Annotated in this window: 20 protein-coding genes; 16 read left to right on the forward strand and 4 right to left on the reverse strand. The window is 67.2% G+C overall.

The features are described from left to right. Positions 1 to 15 precede the first annotated feature (15 nt). Positions 16 to 486 carry a tRNA (uridine(34)/cytosine(34)/5-carboxymethylaminomethyluridine(34)-2'-O)-methyltransferase TrmL gene (gene trmL / locus H0W40_RS05320; RefSeq protein ID WP_292443950.1) on the reverse strand — a complete coding sequence of 157 codons (471 nt, stop codon included), beginning with the start codon at positions 484 to 486 and terminating at the stop codon, positions 16 to 18. A 68-nt stretch (positions 487 to 554) separates the two neighbouring features. Next, positions 555 to 1280, reverse strand: a complete 726-nt coding sequence (locus H0W40_RS05325; protein ID WP_292443952.1) for a ComF family protein — start codon at positions 1278 to 1280, stop codon at positions 555 to 557. A gap of 26 nt (positions 1281 to 1306) precedes the next feature. Between H0W40_RS05325 and H0W40_RS05330 the strand changes: the two genes are divergently transcribed. The 8 genes from H0W40_RS05330 to H0W40_RS05365 all read left to right on the forward strand — a co-directional run bounded on the left by H0W40_RS05330 (position 1307) and on the right by H0W40_RS05365 (position 7790). Continuing rightward, positions 1307 to 2239, forward strand: a complete 933-nt coding sequence (locus H0W40_RS05330; protein ID WP_292443954.1) for a biotin synthase — start codon at positions 1307 to 1309, stop codon at positions 2237 to 2239. 104 nt (positions 2240 to 2343) lie between these two features. Next, positions 2344 to 2883 carry a DUF2244 domain-containing protein gene (locus H0W40_RS05335; RefSeq protein ID WP_292443955.1) on the forward strand — a complete coding sequence of 180 codons (540 nt, stop codon included), beginning with the start codon at positions 2344 to 2346 and terminating at the stop codon, positions 2881 to 2883. A 29-nt stretch (positions 2884 to 2912) separates the two neighbouring features. Then, positions 2913 to 4106, forward strand: a complete 1194-nt coding sequence (gene coxB / locus H0W40_RS05340; protein ID WP_292443980.1) for a cytochrome c oxidase subunit II — start codon at positions 2913 to 2915, stop codon at positions 4104 to 4106. A 27-nt stretch (positions 4107 to 4133) separates the two neighbouring features. Continuing rightward, positions 4134 to 5756: a cytochrome c oxidase subunit I gene (gene ctaD, locus H0W40_RS05345; RefSeq protein WP_292443956.1), complete on the forward strand. Its 1623-nt coding sequence runs from the start codon at positions 4134 to 4136 to the stop codon at positions 5754 to 5756. A gap of 31 nt (positions 5757 to 5787) precedes the next feature. Beyond that, positions 5788 to 5904: a cytochrome oxidase small assembly protein gene (locus H0W40_RS05350; RefSeq protein WP_292443982.1), complete on the forward strand. Its 117-nt coding sequence runs from the start codon at positions 5788 to 5790 to the stop codon at positions 5902 to 5904. A 63-nt stretch (positions 5905 to 5967) separates the two neighbouring features. Beyond that, positions 5968 to 6564 (forward strand): cytochrome c oxidase assembly protein, encoded by a 597-nt coding sequence (locus tag H0W40_RS05355; protein WP_292443984.1) that lies wholly within the window; start codon positions 5968 to 5970, stop codon positions 6562 to 6564. Next, positions 6561 to 6791, forward strand: coding sequence for a DUF2970 domain-containing protein (locus tag H0W40_RS05360; RefSeq protein ID WP_292443958.1), 231 nt, complete (start codon positions 6561 to 6563; stop codon positions 6789 to 6791). The genes H0W40_RS05355 and H0W40_RS05360 overlap by 4 nt, the downstream gene beginning before the upstream one ends. Positions 6792 to 6908: 117 nt before the next feature. Then, positions 6909 to 7790: a cytochrome c oxidase subunit 3 gene (locus H0W40_RS05365; protein WP_292443959.1), complete on the forward strand. Its 882-nt coding sequence runs from the start codon at positions 6909 to 6911 to the stop codon at positions 7788 to 7790. A gap of 51 nt (positions 7791 to 7841) precedes the next feature. Here the strand turns inward: H0W40_RS05365 and H0W40_RS05370 are convergent, their stop codons facing one another. Continuing rightward, positions 7842 to 8063, reverse strand: a complete 222-nt coding sequence (locus tag H0W40_RS05370) for a DUF2909 domain-containing protein (protein ID WP_292443961.1) — start codon at positions 8061 to 8063, stop codon at positions 7842 to 7844. Between the two features lie 36 nt (positions 8064 to 8099). Here H0W40_RS05370 and H0W40_RS05375 point away from each other — a divergent pair, with 36 nt between their 5' ends. From H0W40_RS05375 to H0W40_RS05395, 5 genes are read left to right on the forward strand one after another with little or no spacing between them, the layout of a single operon-like run. After that, a complete protein-coding gene (locus H0W40_RS05375) occupies positions 8100 to 8834 on the forward strand; it encodes an SURF1 family protein (RefSeq protein WP_292443962.1) in 735 nt (244 codons plus the stop codon). After that, the gene (locus H0W40_RS05380) at positions 8779 to 9498 is read left to right on the forward strand and encodes a hypothetical protein (RefSeq protein WP_292443963.1); all 720 of its coding nucleotides are present in this window, start codon (positions 8779 to 8781) and stop codon (positions 9496 to 9498) included. The genes H0W40_RS05375 and H0W40_RS05380 overlap by 56 nt, the downstream gene beginning before the upstream one ends. 7 nt (positions 9499 to 9505) lie before the next feature. Continuing rightward, a complete protein-coding gene (locus tag H0W40_RS05385; RefSeq protein WP_292443964.1) occupies positions 9506 to 10741 on the forward strand; it encodes a heme A synthase in 1236 nt (411 codons plus the stop codon). A gap of 14 nt (positions 10742 to 10755) precedes the next feature. Beyond that, positions 10756 to 11685: a heme o synthase gene (gene cyoE / locus H0W40_RS05390; RefSeq protein WP_292443966.1), complete on the forward strand. Its 930-nt coding sequence runs from the start codon at positions 10756 to 10758 to the stop codon at positions 11683 to 11685. 4 nt (positions 11686 to 11689) lie between these two features. Beyond that, positions 11690 to 12277 carry an SCO family protein gene (locus tag H0W40_RS05395; protein WP_292443969.1) on the forward strand — a complete coding sequence of 196 codons (588 nt, stop codon included), beginning with the start codon at positions 11690 to 11692 and terminating at the stop codon, positions 12275 to 12277. Between the two features lie 66 nt (positions 12278 to 12343). Here H0W40_RS05395 and rpoH read toward each other — a convergent pair whose 3' ends face one another. Beyond that, a complete protein-coding gene (rpoH, locus tag H0W40_RS05400; protein ID WP_292443986.1) occupies positions 12344 to 13264 on the reverse strand; it encodes an RNA polymerase sigma factor RpoH in 921 nt (306 codons plus the stop codon). Positions 13265 to 13579: 315 nt separating this feature from the next. Here rpoH and H0W40_RS05405 point away from each other — a divergent pair, with 315 nt between their 5' ends. The 3 genes from H0W40_RS05405 to H0W40_RS05415 all read left to right on the forward strand — a co-directional run. Further along, positions 13580 to 14755 (forward strand): acyl-CoA dehydrogenase, encoded by a 1176-nt coding sequence (locus H0W40_RS05405; RefSeq protein ID WP_292443971.1) that lies wholly within the window; start codon positions 13580 to 13582, stop codon positions 14753 to 14755. 153 nt (positions 14756 to 14908) lie between these two features. Then, entirely contained in the window at positions 14909 to 15604 is a 696-nt protein-coding gene (locus H0W40_RS05410) for a response regulator transcription factor (protein WP_292443972.1), read from the forward strand. After that, positions 15604 to 16138: sensor histidine kinase N-terminal domain-containing protein (locus H0W40_RS05415; RefSeq protein WP_292443974.1), on the forward strand; the 535-nt coding region annotated here is incomplete at its 3' end. The genes H0W40_RS05410 and H0W40_RS05415, both read left to right, overlap by 1 nt.

Consider the following 16138-nt stretch of genomic DNA (forward strand, 5'->3'; position numbering starts at 1 on the left):
AGCGGCTTTGCGGCTTTACACCGCGCCGTCGTAGCCCTGCTGACGCCAGGCCTCGAAGACCGCCACAGCCACGGCGTTCGACAGGTTCAGGCTGCGCTGGCCGGGGCGCATCGGCAGACGCACGCGCTGTGCCGGGGCGAAGCGCTCGAGCACGGCGGCGTCCAGACCGCGTGTCTCGCTGCCGAACACCAACCAATCGCCGCGCTGCCACGGGACTTCGGCGAACGGCGTGGCGCCGCGCGTCGTGAACGCGAACAGCCGCGCTGCAACAGGCGCCTGGTGAGCGAGCAGGGCGGCCCACGATGCGTGACGGTGCACGGCGGCGTACTCGTGATAGTCGAGTCCCGCGCGCTGCAGCAGCTTGTCTTCCATCGAAAAACCCAGCGGCTCCACGAGATGGAGCGTGCAGCCGGTGTTGGCGGCCAGGCGGATCACGTTGCCGGTGTTCGGGGGGATCTCCGGTTGCACGAGAACGATGTTGAACATGCGGTGCGGCGTGGGTCCGAGGATGAAAGCGAGAGCGCAGAGCGGTTGTCCGCAGGGCGGGCGGCGGCTCAGGCGGGCGTGCGCGCGAAGACCCAGACCTGCACTTCGGCTGCGCCGCTCGTCAGCAGCAGCCGCGAGAGTTCGCCGAGCGTTGCGCCGGTGGTCATGACGTCGTCGATCAGTGCGACGCGCGAGCCTTGCAGCCGGGCCCTCGGCGCGATGGCGAAGGCGCCGCGCACATTGGGGCCGCGCTGTTCGCGCGGCAGGGCGATCTGGTGCGGCGTGTCGGTGACGCGCAGCAGTGCGTCGGCGCTGCAGCCCAGATGCAAACGCCTGGCCAGTTGTGCCGCAAGGAGACCCGCCTGGTTGTAGCCGCGCTCGCGCAAACGGGCGGCTGAGAGCGGCATCGGCAACAGCAGGTCGACTCCCGCGGCCGGCGTGGGTATCCGTGCCGCCAGCAAGCCGGCCAGCGCCGGTAGCAGATCGAGTGCGGCGTGGAACTTGAAGGCCGTGAGCAGCCCGTCCCAGGGATAGCCGTAGTCGCAGGCCGCGATGGCGCGTGACCAGGGAGGCGGAGCGCGCAGGCAGGCGCCGCAAAGCGGCTTTCCGCTCGGAGCCCGCAGCGCGCAGCGATGACAGCGCGGGACGTCGGCCGCGAAGCGCAAGGCGCAGTCGGTGCATATGCGCGCGGCAGCGCCGACGGTATCGGCATGGCAGACCGCGCAGCGGTTGGGCCAGTGGTCGCGCCAGGAGCTCAGGCCGCGCAGCGGGCGGGGGTGCGAACGGCTCGGCATGAGCGGCTCAATATACTGCCGCGCCGATGAGCACCGTACCTCCTGTCCCAGCGCCTCAGCCCGGCCCGCAGCCGAGCGCCGTGCAGGCGCATCTGCGCAGAGCCGCTCATTTAGGGCAGGCGCCGTGGCTGCACCGCGAGATCGCGCAGCGCATGGCGGGGCGCCTCTCGGTGGTGCTTGCGAAACCGGTGCGTGTGATCGACTGGTGGGCCGCACTCGGCGGCGGCGGCGGTGCGCTGCGCGCGCAGTACCCGAGGGCGCACATCGAGGCGGTCGAGCCGACCGACGCGCTGCTGCAGCGCAGCCAGCGCGCGGCCCGCGCGCCCTGGTGGTCGCCACGGCGCTGGCGCGCCGCCTCGTCCTCGGCATGGCGCGAGGACGCGCTGCCGCGCGAGGCGCAGGCGCAACTGCTGTGGGCCAACATGATGCTGCACTGGAGCGTGGAGCCGGCGGCCACGTTCGCGCACTGGCACGAGGCACTCGCGGTCGACGGCTTCGTGATGTTCTCCTGCTTCGGTCCGGACACGCTGCGCGAACTGCGCGCGCTGTACCGCAAGCTGGGCGAGCCGCCGCCCGCGCATGCCTTCATCGACATGCACGACTTGGGCGATGCCATGGTGCATGCCGGCTTCGCCGATCCCGTGATGGACATGGAGCGCCTCACGCTCACGTGGGCCGATGCGCCGAGCGCCCTGGCAGAACTGCGTACTCTGGGCGGCAACGCTTCGGCGCAGCGACAGGCCGGCCTGCGCACCCCGCGCTGGCTCGCCCGCCTGCACGAGTTGCTCGCGAGCGAATTGACCGGCCCGGACGGGCGTCTGCATCTGACGTTCGAGATCGTCTACGGCCATGCCTTCAAGCCGGCGCCGCGCGTGCGCGTCGCGGCGCAGACGAGCATCTCGCTCGACACGCTGCGAACGATGGCGCGCAGCGGCAGCAAAGGCGCGGCCGATGCCTGAGCAAGTCGAGATCGCGATCGGCGGTGCGATAGACTCCCGCGCTGTGCGCAGGTGTCGCGGTATGGTCCGCGGCGACTGCGACGACGCAGCAAGGAGCCAGCAGCATGTCAGCGCCCACCCCACCGGACGGGCTGCCGGCGCACCTCACCTTCGGGCAGGTGCATGCGAGCGACGGACACCGCGACAACGCGGCGGTCTCGGTGGAGTGGGTGCTCAAGCGCAACTGCTCGCTGTCGCCTTTGCAACTGCTCGCGGTATATGCATCCGTGTGCGTGATTTCGTTGGGAATAGCAACATACTTCTGGGTTCACGGCGCCACCTTGGTGATGCCGTTTGCGTGGGCCGAGGTGCTCGTGTTCGGTGCAGCCTTGTTGTTCTATGCGCGCCACGCGGCCGATCGCGAGTGCATCGCATTGCAATCGGGTCGCCTGACGGTGGAGCACCAGCACGGCGGGCGCTTCGATCGCGCCGAGTTCGTGTCCGAGTGGGTTCGTATCGAGCCGCAGGGTGACGATCGGTCCTTGATCGAGTTGTCGGGTCAGGGCCGGGACATTGCGGTGGGTCGCTACGTGCGGCCCGAACTGCGGCGGGCACTGGCCGAGGAATTCCGCACGGCCTTGCGGCAATGGCCGTCGGGGCGGTGAGTCGAGAGATTAGTTTGGAAGCGAGCATGATGAAGACGATCAAGGGCCTCAAGAGCGCCGCACTGGCCGTGCACCGGCAGCTTGCCCAGGCCGGTCTCGGTCTGGCGGTACTGTTGACCACGACCGCCGCACGCGCAGTGGGCGATCTGCCCGGCGGCCCGGCCGTCAATCAGCTCGATCTTCACCCGCCTGCGACACGCATCGCCGAGGAACAGATATGGCTGCACAACTTCATGATGATCCTGTGCACGCTCATCTTCCTGGGCGTGTTCGGGGTGATGTTCTATTCCATCCTGAAGCACCGCAAGTCCAAGGGCGCGAAGCCGGCCAACTTCCACGAATCGACCACGGTCGAGATCGCCTGGACCATCGTGCCGTTCATCATCGTGATCTTCATGGCGCTGCCGGCGACGAAGGTGGTCGTTGCGATGAAGGACACCACCAATGCCGACCTGACCATCAAGGCCACCGGCATGCAGTGGAAGTGGGGTTACGACTACATCAAGGGCGAGGGCGAGGGCATCGCGTTCGTCTCCACGATCGACGCCACGCACCGCGCCATGTCCGACGCCGGCCAGCCGGCCGGTGACGACTACCTGCTCAAGGTCGACAACCCGCTGGTCGTGCCGGTCGCAAAGAAGGTCCGCATCATCACCACCGCGAACGACGTGATCCACTCCTTCGCCGTCAACTCGCTCGGCATCAAGCAGGACGCGATCCCCGGTTTCGTGCGCGACACTTGGTTCCGTGCGGAGCAGACCGGCGACTACTACGGGCAGTGCCAGGAGCTGTGCGGCAAGGAACACGCCTACATGCCCATTCACGTCAAGGTGGTCTCGCAGGACGACTACGCCGTCTGGGTCGAAGCCCGAAACAAGGAAATGTCGGCCCTGGCCGACGACCCCGCCAAGGTGTGGGCTCTGCCGGAACTGACCGCGCGCGGCGAGAAGGTCTATGCCGCCAATTGCGTGGCCTGCCACCAGGCCAGCGGCAAGGGGGCCGGCCCGATCAAGCCGCTCGACGGCTCGGCCGTCGTGCTCGACGCCGACAAGTCCAAGCAGATCGCGATCCTGCTGCATGGGGCCGGTGGCGGCGCGATGCCGCCGTGGCCTCAGCTCTCCGACACGGAGATCGCCGCGGTCGCGACCTACACCAAGAACAGCTGGTCCAACCAGACCGGTCAGATCGTGCAGCCGGCCGACGTGGCCGCCGCCCGCAAGTAATTCCAGCCGTCTCTCCGAGGACATCCCATGAGTGCAGTTCTCCCCCACGATCATGTCGGTCACGGCCACGACGAAGCCCACGCGCACCCCCATGGCTGGCGGCGCTGGATGTACGCCACCAATCACAAGGACATCGGGACGCTGTACCTGCTGTTCTCGCTGACCATGCTGATGATCGGCGGCGTGCTGGCCATGGGCATCCGCGCCGAGCTGTTCCAGCCGGGCCTGCAGCTGATCAATCCGGAGCTGTTCAACCAGCTCACCACCATGCACGGCCTGATCATGGTGTTCGGCGCCATCATGCCGGCCTTCGTGGGCTTTGCGAACTGGATGGTGCCGCTGCAGATCGGCGCGGCCGACATGGCTTTCGCGCGCATGAACAACTTCAGCTTCTGGCTGCTGATTCCGGCGGCCATCATGCTGTCGGCGTCATTCTTCATGCCCGGCGGCGCGCCGGCGGCGGGTTGGACGCTCTACGCGCCGCTGACGCTGCAAATGGGCCCGTCGATGGACATGGCCATCTTCGCGCTGCACATCCTGGGCGCGAGCTCGATCATGGGCTCGATCAACATCGTGGTCACCATCCTCAACATGCGCGCGCCCGGCATGACGCTGATGAAGATGCCGATGTTCGCCTGGACCTGGCTGATCACCGCCTACCTGCTGATTGCAGTGATGCCGGTGCTGGCCGGGGCGATCACCATGACGCTCACCGACCGCCATTTCGGCACGAGCTTCTTCAACCCGGCGGGCGGCGGCGACCCGGTGATGTACCAGCACATCTTCTGGTTCTTCGGACACCCGGAGGTCTACATCATGATCCTCCCGGCCTTCGGCATCATCAGCCAGATCGTGCCGGCGTTCTCGCGCAAGCGGCTGTTCGGCTACACCTCGATGGTGTACGCCACCGCGTCGATCGCGATCCTGTCGTTCATCGTCTGGGCGCACCACATGTTCACCACCGGCATGCCGGTGACGGGGCAGCTGTTCTTCATGTACGCGACCATGCTGATCGCGGTGCCCACGGGCGTGAAGGTGTTCAACTGGATTGCCACCATGTGGCGCGGCTCGATGACCTTCGAGACGCCGATGCTGTGGGCGGTGGGCTTCATCTTCGTGTTCACGATGGGCGGCTTCACCGGCCTGATCCTGTCGGTCGCGCCGGTCGACATCCAGCTCCAGGACACGTACTACGTCGTGGCCCACTTCCACTACGTGCTCGTGGCCGGTTCGCTCTATGCCATGTTCGCCGGCTACTACTACTGGAGCCCCAAGTGGACCGGGGTGATGTATTCCGAGACGCGCGGCAAGATCCATTTCTGGGGCTCGCTGATCTTCTTCAACATCACCTTTTTCCCGATGCACTTCCTCGGGCTGGCGGGCATGCCTCGGCGCTACGCCGACTACCCGATGCAGTTTGCCGACTTCAATGCGCTGGCCTCGGTAGGCGCGCTCGGCTTCGGTTTGATGCAGGTCTATTTCATCGTTTTCGTCGTCGTCCCTGCCATGCGTGGCATCGGCGAGAAGGCACCGCAACGTCCTTGGGAAGCGGCTGAAGGCCTGGAGTGGGAAGTGCCGTCACCGGCGCCTTTCCACACCTTCGAGACCCCCCCCAAGCTCAACGCAGCGGCGACGCGAATTGTCGACTGAGACCGTGCTGGCAGTGACAAGCGAGTCGCAGATGGCCACCACGCCCGAGCAACGCAGGAAGAACCTGCGCCTGGCACTGATCCTCGCGTCGGTGGCGCTGGCGTTCGCGCTCGGCCTGCTCGCCAAGCTGACGCTGTTCGGCGCCTGACCGGCCCTCATGAACAAGCCCATTGGCCGCGACCCTGGCGGCAAGTCCTCCGGCAGTGCGCGCATGCGCGGCAACAACCGCCGCATGCTCGGCAAGCTGGCCGTCATCACGATGATGATGTTCGGCTTCGGCTACGCGCTGGTGCCCTTGTACGAGGCGGTCTGCGACGCGCTCGGTATCAACGTGCTGTCTTTGTCCGAGCGCAATGCCACCGGCGCCGGCATGGGCACCGCGGCCAACACGCAAATCGACCGCAGCCGCACCGTCACGGTGGAGTTCGACGCCAACGCGCGCGGGCCATGGGACTTCAAGCCGGCCGTGCGCTCGCTGGAAGTCCACCCGGGCGAGCTGACCACGGTGATGTACGAGTTCAAGAATACGCAGAACCGGGCGATGTCCGCGCAGGCGATTCCCAGCTATGCACCCAAACAGGCGATGCCCCACTTCAACAAGCTGGAGTGTTTCTGTTTCAACGAATATCAGTTGCAGCCGGGTGAGGCCAAGCAGTGGCCGGTGGTGTTCTACGTCGATCCCAAGTTGCCGAGGGACGTGCGCACGATCACGCTGTCCTACACGTTCTTCGAAGTCGGCGGCAAGCCGGTCGCGCAGCAATCCCCCGAGTCGCAAAGCGCTGAGCCGAGGGTCAAGGCGCCGTCATGAGCAGTGACCTGGGGTCCGCGGCTCGGCGCAAAGGCTCGTTCCGCCAGACGGCGCGGGCGGTGGCGTGGTCGTTTTTCGGTGTGCGCAAATCGGCCGACCAGGAAAAGGATCTGAGCGAGATCAACCCGGTGCACGTGATCGTCGCCGGCGTCATCGGTGCGCTGCTGTTCATCGCCGCGCTGATCGGCCTGGTGAGTTGGGTCATCGGCAGCGGCGTGGCCGGCTGAGCGCATAGAGTCACGGTCCGAGTAGTAGAGGCAAACGAAAGATCGAGCGGCAGCCGGCGGAGTGGTCCGCCTCGAAGCAGGCTTTGAATCCCGCGAAAAGAGTTCTCAGGAGAAAACATGTCGGCAGCAACCCAGGGGCAAGCGCCTTACTACTTCGTGCCGGGGCCCTCGCGGCACCCGATCATGGCCGCCATCGGCCTGTTCTTCGTGATCCTCGGCGCCGGCCAATGGGTCAACGGATCGAGCTGGGGCGCCTATTCGGTCTTGTTCGGTCTGGTCTGGTGGGGCTTCGTGCTGCAGCAATGGTTCCGCGAAGCGATCAGCGAAAGCGAGAAGGGCCTGTACGGCCACCGCGTCGACCTGTCGTTCCGCTGGAGCATGAGCTGGTTCATCTTCTCCGAGGTCATGTTCTTCGGCGCCTTCTTCGGCGCGCTCTACTGGCTGCGCCAGCATTCGGTGCCCAACCTGGGCGGCCTCGAAAACGCGCTGTTGTGGCCCGATTTCAAGGCGGTGTGGCCGAGCATGGCAGCCGGCGCGACCGCGTCGCCGGCCGGCGTGGTCGAGCCCTTCACCACCATGGGCCCGTTCTGGCTGCCGACCATCAACACGGCGCTGCTGCTGACGTCGGGCGTCACACTGACCATCGCCCACCATGCACTGCGTGAAAACCATCGGGGCAAGACCATCGCCTTCATGTGGCTTACGGTGCTGCTCGGCGCGACCTTCCTCGTCGTGCAGGGCTACGAGTACTACCACGCCTACGCCGATCTGAACCTCAAGCTGAGCAGCGGCGCCTTCGGTTCGACCTTCTTCATGCTGACCGGCTTTCACGGCTTTCACGTGTTCGTCGGCATGCTGATGCTGCTGTTCATCACCATCCGCATCATGAAGGGCCACTTCACGCCGGACCGTCACTTCGGCTTCGAGGGCGCGGCCTGGTACTGGCACTTCGTCGACGTGGTGTGGCTGGGCCTGTACATCGTCGTGTACTGGTTCTGAGTTCTCCGGCTCACCCCGCGAAAAGAGCGCCGCCGGCGCTCTTTTCGCTTTTCACCGGAACAAGGGCAGCCCGGTCGGTTGGATCCAGCCCAGCTTGTAGGCCACGAGGATGAAGACGAACAGCGCCACCGACAGCCCAATGCGCAGCGCCAGGGCCTGCAGCATGCGGTTGGTCTTGGGCTTGCCGTCGCGGCCGTCACCCAGCAAGGCACGGCCGGCAGAGGCCAGCGCCACGATGATGCCGAAGAAGGCCAGCCCCACGATCCACTTCATGCGCTCACTGTATGGCAACGCCACGGCGCGCTTCGTGTGAGTGCCAACGCACGCCGATGGGTCGTCTTGCTCGCCACGCTGGTCGCTGTGGGGGTGACGGCGCGCCTGGGCCTGTGGCAGCTCTCTCGAGCCGCCCAGAAGGAGGCGATGCAGGCCGGCCTGCAAGCGCGTAGCAGCCTGCCGGCGCTTGCGCCCGCCGACCTGGCACGCAGCCTTGAGGCCGCCGCTGATCAACACTACCGCGGCGTTACGCTCGGTGGTCGCTGGCTGGCCGAGCACACCGTCTTTCTCGACAACCGGCAGATGAACGGACGGCCCGGCTTCTTCGTTCTCACACCGCTGGAACTCGCCCCGGGCGACGCAGTGCTGGTCCAGCGCGGCTGGGCGCCACGCCACCGACTCGACCGCGCGCTGCTGCCCGAAGTGCCCACGCCGTCCGGCGCGGTGAGCGTGAGCGGCCGCATTGCCGGGCCGCCGGCTGCCCTTTACGACTTCGCCGAGGGCGAGGCCGGCCGGCTCCGGCAAAATATCCACCTCGAAGGCTACGGTCGCGAAACCGGCTTGTTGCTTCGGCCGCTCACGGTGATGCAAAGCAGCGACGAAGCGCTTCATGATGGCTTGTTGCGTGAGTGGCCGCTCCCCGCGGCCGACGTTCACAAGCACTACGGCTATGCCTTCCAGTGGTTCGCCCTGGCCACCCTCTTCACCGGTTTGTATGTCTGGTTCCAACTCCTCCAGCCCCGGCTACGGCAGCGACGCTCGCACCGGTGAGGCGGCGACGCCCGAGCCGCTGAACTTCGCGGTCCACAGCCTGCCTTCGCCCGTGCTTCCCCGCGCGCAGGCACGCCACGGCCGGCTCAAGATGCTGCTGGTGCTGCTCGTTTGCGCCGCGCCGGTGATCGCGTCTTATGTCACCTACTACCTGATCCGCCCGCAAGGCGGCACCAACCACGGCGTGCTCATCCAGCCCCAGCAGCCTTTTCCGGACTTGGGAGCACTGCCGCTCACGGATCTGCAGGGCGCGAGCGTCGCCCCGGCGGCGCTCAAGGGCCAGTGGCTGCTCGTGACGGTGGCCGGCGGCGCCTGTGACGCGCTTTGCGAACGGCAGCTCTACCTGCAGAGGCAGCTGCGCGAGGCGCTCGGCAAGAACCGAAGCCGCGTAGACCGCGTCTGGCTCATCGACGACAAGGCCGCCGTGCGCCCCGAGTTGCTGCCTGCCCTGCAGGGTGCATTGGTGCTGCGTGCGCCGCGCGAGGCGTTGGCCGGATGGCTGCAAGCGGCCCCCGGGCAGAGCCTGGCGGCGCATTTCCACGTCGTCGATCCGCTCGGCAACTACATGATGCGTTTCCCCGCGCCCAGCGATGCGTCGGCCATCAAACACGATCTCGAGAAGCTGCTGCGCGCCTCGGCGAACTGGGACCCGGCAGGACGCTGAAGCGCACATGGACAGCTCCTCGCTTGTCGATCTGCAGCCGCTTGCACGCATGGCGCTGCTCGGCATCCTCATCGCGCTCGGCCCGCTGGCCTGGGTGTGGGCGAGAACGCGCGGCGCCGACCGCAGCCGGCGCCGTCACGCCTTGACCCTGCTGACCTTGTTCCTCACCTTCGATCTGGTGCTGTTCGGCGCCTTCACCCGGCTCAGCGACTCCGGCCTGGGCTGCCCCGACTGGCCCGGCTGCTACGGAAGCGCCAGCCCGGTGGGGGCCCGCGAGTCCATTCGGGCCGCCGAAACGGCCCTGCCGAGCGGCCCGGTCACCCATGCGAAGGCCTGGATCGAGATGCTGCACCGCTACCTCGCCACCGGCGTGGGCGTGCTCATCATCGCGATGACGGCGCTCGCCTGGCAGCAGTGGCGCGAGCAGCGCCGCCGGGCGCAGCGCACGCCGATCCATGCGGCGCCGTTCACCTCGCCCTGGTGGGCGACGGCGACCTTGGTGTGGGTCTGCATCCAGGGCGCCTTCGGGGCTTTCACGGTGACGCTCAAGTTGTACCCGGCGATCGTCACGGCGCACCTGCTCGGCGGTCTGGCCTTGCTGGTTCTGCTGGCGGTACAGGCCTGGGGTGGGCGAGGCGAGCCGGTGGGGGTCAGCCCTGCGCTCAGGCGCGGCATGGTGGCGGTGGCAACGCTGGCCGGGCTCCAGATCGCACTTGGCGCCTGGGTCAGCACAAACTATGCGGTGCTGGCCTGCACCGATTTCCCGATGTGCCAGGGCCGCTGGTGGCCGGCGATGGACTTCGAACAAGGCTTTGCGCTGCTGCGACCGCTCGGCGTCGGCGCGGGCGGCGGCTGGCTGCCCTTCGAGGCGCTGACCGCCATCCACATGGCGCACCGGCTCGGCGCCGCGGTGCTGCTGGCCGCGCTCGCCGCACTGGCCTGGCGCCTTTCGCGGCGCGCGGCGTTGCGGCGATTTGCCTATGGCCTGGTCGCCATAGCCCTGTGGCAGCTAGCGAGCGGCGTCAGCAATGTCGTGCTCGGCTGGCCGCTGGCCGCTGCCCTGGGCCACACTGGAGGCGCAGCCGCACTGGTGCTGCTGCTGACGGCGTTGATGATGCGCGGCGTTGCCACCGAACACACCGAGCTGGACCTCGTCGAACTCGAACGCGGGCGCACCGAAATCAAGGGTGCCGAAGCCAGGTCGCGGCGCCCGGGCGCCGTCCCGGCGCGCGGCACTCTCTAGCATCGGCGCTTGCCATGTCCGACACCCTCGCGACCCCGTCCACCGCGCTGCCCTCGTGGCTGGCCCGTTGGCGCCAGTTCAGCGCCCTGACCAAGCCGCGCGTCGTGCAGCTGATCGTGTTCTGCGCCGTCATCGGCATGCTGCTCGCGGTGCCGGGCTGGCCCTCGCTCGCCGCCTGGGGCGTGGCGCTGGCGGCGACGGTCGGCATCTGGCTGGTGGCCAGCGCCGCGGCGGCCTTCAACTGCCTGGTCGAGCAGACGATCGATTCGAAGATGAAGCGCACCGCCTGGCGGCCCACCGCCAAGGGCGAGCTCGACAACCGGCACACGCTCGGCTTCGCGGTGCTGCTGTGCGGTGCCGGCATGGCGGTGCTGGGGTTCTGGGTCAACGTGCTGACCATGTGGCTGACCTTCGCCACCTTCGTCGGCTATGCGGTCGTCTACACCGTGCTGCTCAAGCCGGCCACGCCGCAGAACATCGTCATCGGCGGTGCGTCGGGCGCGATGCCGCCGGTGCTGGGCTGGGCCGCCATGCGCGGCGAGGTCGGGCCCGAGGCGCTGATGTTGTGCCTCATCATCTTCCTGTGGACGCCGCCGCATTTCTGGGCGCTGGCCCTGTACCGTTGCGAAGACTATGCGCGCGCCGGCCTGCCGATGCTCCCCGTCACCCACGGCAATGATTTCACGCGGCTGCAGATCCTGCTCTACACCTTCGTGCTGTTCGCCGCGACCTTGCTGCCTTTCGTCTATGGCATGAGCGGCTGGATCTATCTCGTCGCCGCCGTGCTGCTCGGCGCCGGCTTCTGTGCCTACGCCTTCAAGCTGTGGCGCGGCTATAGCGAGGCGCTGGCGCGGCGCACCTTCCGTTTTTCGATCTGGCATCTGTCGCTGCTGTTCGCCGCGCTGCTGACCGATCATTACCTGGACCCGCTGCTGCGCGGTTGAACCGATGCTCCGACGTTTCACTCTTCTTCTTGTCACGGCCGCGGCCCTGCTCGCGGGCTGCGAGCGCCAGGCACCCGCCGCCGGCTTTCAGGCGATCGACATCACCGGCGCCGACTACGGCGGCGAGCTGTCGCTGCCGGACATCGGCGGTCGCCAGCGCACGCTGGCCGACTTCAAGGGCCAGGCGGTGGTGGTTTTCTTCGGCTTCACCCATTGCCCGGATGTCTGCCCGACCACGATGGCCGAACTGGCCGCCGTGAAGGAAAAGCTGGGCGAAGACGGTGAGCGGCTGCAGGCCCTGTTCGTCACGGTCGATCCCGAGCGCGACACCCCCAAGCTGCTCGAGCGGTACATGGCGAACTTCGACCCGAGCTTCATTGCCCTGCGAGGCACGGTCGAGCAGACACAGGCGCTGGCCAAGTCGTTCAAGGCCTATTTCCAGAAGGTGCCAGGCAAGGAGCCCGGCAGCTACTCGGTGGACCACACGGCCGGCGCGTACGTGTTCGATCCGCAGGGGCGGCTGCGCCTGTTCGTACGCTACGGCCAGCCGGTCGAGGCGTGGGTCTCTGATCTGAAGCGCTTGCTCGCCTGATTTCGATCAGCAGGCGGCCACGAAAAAGGCGGCCCGCGGGCCGCCTTCGTTTTGGCGAGTTGATGTTCAGGCGTACTCAGCCAAGGCCTTCCGCATCTTCTTCATGGCCGCCACCTCGACCTGGCGGATGCGCTCGGCACTCACCCCGTATTCAGCGGCCAGTTCGTGCAGCGTCATGCCGCCCGAGCCGTTGTCGTTGACCTTGAGCCAGCGCTCTTCGACGATGCGCCGGCTGCGCGTGTCGAGCACCTCCAGGGCCTGGCTGATGCCGTCGCTGGCCAGCACGTCGCGGCGCTGGGCGTCGAGCACGCGGGTCGGCTCGGCGCTTTCATCTGCGAGGTAGGCGATCGGTGCATAGCTCTCCTCGCTGTCGTCGGTCTGCGGTTCGAGGGCCACATCGCCGCCGGACAGGCGCGTTTCCATCTCGATCACCTCTTCGCGCTTGACGTTGAGGTCGCGCGCGACGATGTCGATCTCGGCATCGGTCAGGGTGCTGCGGTGAAGGTCGGCGTCGTCGGCGTCGCCCTTGAAGCCTTGTTTCATGGACCGCAGATTGAAGAAGAGCTTTCGCTGCGCCTTGGTGGTGGCCAGCTTGACCATGCGCCAGTTCTTCAACACGTACTCGTGGATTTCGGCCTTGATCCAATGCAGCGCGTAACTGACCAGGCGCACGCCATGGCTCGGGTCGAAGCGCTTGACGGCCTTCATGAGGCCGACATTGCCTTCCTGGATCAGGTCGCCGTGAGGCAGGCCGTAGCCCAGGTACTGGCGCGACACCGACACCACTAGGCGCAGGTGCGACATCACCAGCCGCCCCGCGGCCTCGAGATCGTTGTGCTGGCTCAGGCGCCGGCCCAGCGACTGCTCTTCCTCGAGCGTGAGCATGGGCAGGCGGTTGACGGCCGAGATGTAGGCGTCGAGGTTGCCGAGCGAGGGCACCAGCGCCCACGGATCGCGCAGCATGGGCACCGGCGAGGCGCCGGCCATGGGAAAAGCGTGAACAGCAGCTGTGGACATCGAGGGATCTCCTTTTCGGCGGCAATACTAGCACTCACGTATGTGGAGTGCTAAAAGCGCATGCAACGCTCCATTCAGTTCGATTGATTATCCACAGGAATGGTCAATACCAAGAGAGCGAGCGCACGCTAACCAGCAGGTTCCTTGTTTAACCAACTCCGTTGAGACTGGTATTTACCCGCATCGGTTCACTCGCGCGCCGAAGTGCGACCCATGCCGACCCGCGTCGTCTGGCCGCCGCACAGCCCTCGCTAAACTCGATGGTCACTCTCAGGAGCAAAAAACATGGCTGCTGCTTTCCATTGGGACGACCCCCTTCTGCTCGATTCGCAACTCTCCGGCGACGAGCGCGCGGTTCGTGACGCGGCGCGCGACTACTGTCAGGGTCGGCTCGCGCCGCGGGTGCTCGAGGCCTTCCGCCACGAGAAGACCGACCCGGCGATTTTTCGAGAGATGGGCGAGCTCGGCCTGCTCGGCGCCACGATCTCCGAAGCCTATGGCGGCGCCGCGCTCAACTACGTCTGCTACGGCCTGGTCGCGCGGGAAGTCGAGCGCGTCGATTCCGGCTACCGCTCGATGATGAGCGTGCAGTCTTCGCTGGTCATGGTGCCGATCGAGACCTTCGGCACCGAGGCACAGAAACAAAAATACCTGCCGCCCCTGGCACGCGGTGAATGGATCGGCTGCTTCGGCCTGACCGAGCCGAACCACGGATCCGACCCGAGCAGCATGGTGACCCGGGCCCGCAAGGTGGCCGGCGGCTTCGAGTTGACCGGCACCAAGATGTGGATCACCAACTCGCCGATCGCGGACGTCTTTCTCGTCTGGGCCAAAGACGAAGAGGGCGCGATCCGCGGCTTTATCCTCGACAAGGGCGCCAAGGGACTGTCGGCACCGGCCATCCACAGCAAGGTCGGCCTGCGCGCCAGCATCACCGGCGAGATCGTCATGGACGCGGTGTTCTGCCCGGAGGAAAACGCCTTCCCCGAAGTGCGCGGCCTGAAGGGCCCGTTCACTTGCCTGAACAGCGCGCGCTACGGCATCGCCTGGGGCGCCCTCGGGGCCGCGGAAGACTGCTGGCACCGCGCCCGCCAGTACGTGCTCGACCGCCAGCAGTTCGGCCGCCCGCTGGCCGCCAACCAGCTGATCCAGAAGAAGCTCGCCGACATGCAGACCGACATCACGCTCGGCCTGCAAGGCTGCCTGCGCCTGGGCCGCATGAAAGACGAAGGCACGGCAGCGCCCGAGATCACCTCGCTGATGAAGCGCAACTCCTGCGGCAAGGCGCTCGACATCGCTCGCACGGCGCGCGACATGCTCGGCGGCAACGGTATCTCCGACGAGTTCGGCGTGATCCGCCACATGGTCAATCTGGAGGTGGTCAACACCTACGAGGGCACGCACGACGTGCATGCGTTGATCCTCGGCCGGGCGCAGACGGGGATCCAGGCGTTCTTCTGAAGCCGCGCCGGCGGCCCTGCGTCAGCACCACGTCAGGACGCTGCCCTCGCGCCTGACGATGCTGACCCGCACGGCCTCTGCACCGGCGCTACAGTGCCCGGCGTCGTTCGTTCGACCCGTGCGCGCGACCTGCCCGCAACGCCACTCACCACCATGCACATCCTGCTCGCCGAAGACGATCCGGCCGTGGCCGAGTCCACCGCCCGGGCGCTGCGTTCGCAGGGCTGGGTGGTCGATCACACGGCACGCGGCGAGCCGGTGCCGGCGTCGGTCAAGGCCGATCCCTACGATCTGCTCATCCTCGACATCGGCCTGGCCGGCATCGACGGCTTCGAGACGCTGCGGCGCGTGCGCGCGCAGGGCTCGACGCTGCCCGTGCTCATCCTCACCGCACGTGACGCCATCGAGGACCGGGTCCACGGCCTGGAAACCGGCGCCGACGACTACCTCGTCAAGCCCTTCGCGCTGGCCGAACTGATCGCCCGCGTGCGTGTGCTGACGCGGCGTCACCAGGCCCGCCAGGGCAGCGTGCTTTCCATGGGCGGGCTGCGCATGGACATCGAGGCCCGCCGCGCCTGGATCGGCGCGCAGGCGCTGGAGCTGTCGGCACGCGAGTGGGCGGTGCTGGAGTACCTGCTCGGGCGCGTCGGTCACGTCGTCGGCAAGGAGCAGATCCTGCAGGCGATCAGCGGCTGGGACGATGCGCTGTCGGAGAACGCGGTGGAGGTCTACGTCTCGCGGCTGCGGCCCAAGATCGAGCCGGCCGGGTTGCGCATCCGCTCGGTTCGCGGCTTCGGCTACCTCGTCGAAGAAGTTCTCGCCCCCGCCACGCCGCCTGCGGGGTCCTGATGCTGCGCAGCCTCAAGGCCACCCTCATGCTGTGGGTGCTGCTGGTGATGCTGCTGATCGCGCCCTTGCGGGCTTCTCTCGAGTTGCGCAGCCAGATGCAGCGCATGAACGCCGCTTACGACGCGGCGCTCGGCGACTGGGCCCTGGCGCTCGGCAACCTCGTGCACGTGGCGGGCGACGAGGTGCGTTTCGACCTCAATGCGCAGACCGAGGAGTCGCTGCGCACGAGCAGCACCGTGGCCGTGTTCTTCGTGGTGCTCGGCCCCGACGGCGAGCCGATCGCCGGCGATGCCCTGCTGCGCGAGCCGCGTCTGGCGCTGGAGCGCGGCGAGCGCCGCCTGTTCGAGACCCGGCTCGATGGGCTGCCGGTGCGCGTGGCGGTGCATGCGGTCGAGTGCGGCCGGCGCTTGTGCCAGGTGCGCGTGGCCGAGACGCTCGACGAGCGCGAGCGCGCGCGCACCGACTCGCTGGTGCTGACCTTGTTGCTGGCTTTCGGCAGCACGGCGCTGTTCGCGCTGGCGATCGGCTTCGTGG

It is taken from the genome of Methylibium sp. (assembly GCF_013817345.1).
Lineage (GTDB): Bacteria > Pseudomonadota > Gammaproteobacteria > Burkholderiales > Burkholderiaceae_C > Methylibium.